Annotated in this window: 1 protein-coding gene; it reads left to right on the top strand. The window is 40.9% G+C overall.

What is annotated here, in order from left to right; all coding sequences use genetic code 11:
* Window position 1: 1 nt before the first annotated feature.
* Window positions 2–1279, top strand: a complete 1278-nt coding sequence (locus C8K15_RS19960) for an IS110 family RNA-guided transposase (RefSeq protein WP_108588128.1) — start codon at window positions 2–4, stop codon at window positions 1277–1279.
* The last annotated feature ends 300 nt before the right edge of the window (window positions 1280–1579 follow it).

The raw sequence follows: 1579 nt of genomic DNA on the forward strand, positions 1-1579 counted from the left end.
TATGCAGTTTAAATGCAATGAAAAAATTAATCAAGTGACTGAAAATACACTCGTTGTCGGTATGGATATTGCCAAGCGTGTTCATTATGCGTGCTTTGTCGATGAACGAGGGCGTGTGATTGAAAAAGCCTTTGCGGTACATCAATCAAAAGAAGGCTTTGAAAGTTTGTATGAAAAGATTCGTCAAACGATGAAGGAAGCTAAGAAAACAGACGTTATCGTTGGAATTGAGCCTACTGGCCACTATTGGATGAACTTGGCTTATTTCTTAGATCATTATGGCATTCCACTCGTCATGGTAAATCCAATGCACGTCAAACGTTCGAAGGAACTGGACGATAATTTACAAACAAAGAACGACAAAAAAGATGCGTTGGTCATCGCACGCTTATTGAAAGATGGACGTTATAGCTATCCACGTTTGTTAAAAGAGGTAGAAGCTGAACTGCGAATCGGATCTACTCTCCGTTCAAAGTTAACGGAAGATTTAGCGAGTATTAAAAATCGAATCATCCGTTGGCTTGATCGCTATTTTCCAGAGTTTACTCAAGTCTTTCCGTCTTTTGGAAAGATGGCGCTGGCGGCATTGGAAATGACGCCATTTCCACAGGATATTGAAGGAAAAACAGCTGAGGAATTGGTCTATTTATACCGTGAGGTAGATGGTATGAGGACGCCACAGTTGCCGAAAGCAAGGCTTCTCATTGAAGTATCGACTAACTCAATTGGACTGACAGAAGGAGAACAGATGGCCCGACATGAAATCGCCACGCTCCTTCGTCAGTATCGCTTATTAGAGACCGAAATTGCATCTGTGAATAATCAATTAGCCCAAATGGCACAAACAACAATGGAATATGAGTTACTCACTTCCGTTCCTGGTTTAGGAGATGCGACGATTGTTGATTTACTTTCAGAAGTAGGGAGCTTTTCACTTTATGAAAATCCACGCCAACTTATCAAACTAGCGGGATTAACACTACGTGAAAACTCGTCTGGTCAACATAAGGGACAAAAACATATCTCGAAAAGAGGGCGAAAGAAACTCAGATATATACTTTTCAAAGTAATGGTTCCACTCATTCGTCATAATTCGGCGTTTAAACAGCTTCATGAATACTACACAACACGCCAACAGAATCCCTTACGGGGTAAGCAATCGATGGTGGTGCTCTGTGGTAAATTACTGAAAATATTACATGGTATTTGCAAAAAGAAAGTCCATTTTGATGAGCAGTATATGATGAAGGATCTCCACTGTCTCGCAGAGACAGCGTAAACATTTCTTATCATCGAGATCTATAACCAGAAGGATGACACGGAGAAGCCAGCAACATAACTAAACTAAGACTATGAGTCCCCGGGGCAGCTTAGCAGGCCTCTGCCTTATGAATAGACCGAACGAAGGAATGTAAGCGCAATGACGCTAAGAGACATGGGAGGGTTCGTCATCATAAGTTTCGCAGAGATCCATTGTGCATCACATAGTGGAGAAAAAAGCTAATGATTTCCATTAGTTTTAGCGAAGCGTACGCTCTATTTGGTAATAAAAACAAGAAATTCAAGACTCTGTTTATAA

Origin of the sequence: Paenisporosarcina sp. OV554 (assembly GCF_003058165.1) — a bacterium.
Classification (GTDB): domain Bacteria; phylum Bacillota; class Bacilli; order Bacillales_A; family Planococcaceae; genus Paenisporosarcina.

What these genes read in the sequence shown, in the direction of transcription:
- C8K15_RS19960 (WP_108588128.1), top strand. Translation starts at nt 2, where the DNA reads ATGCAGTTTAAATGCAATGAAAAAATTAATCAAGTGACTGAAAATACA.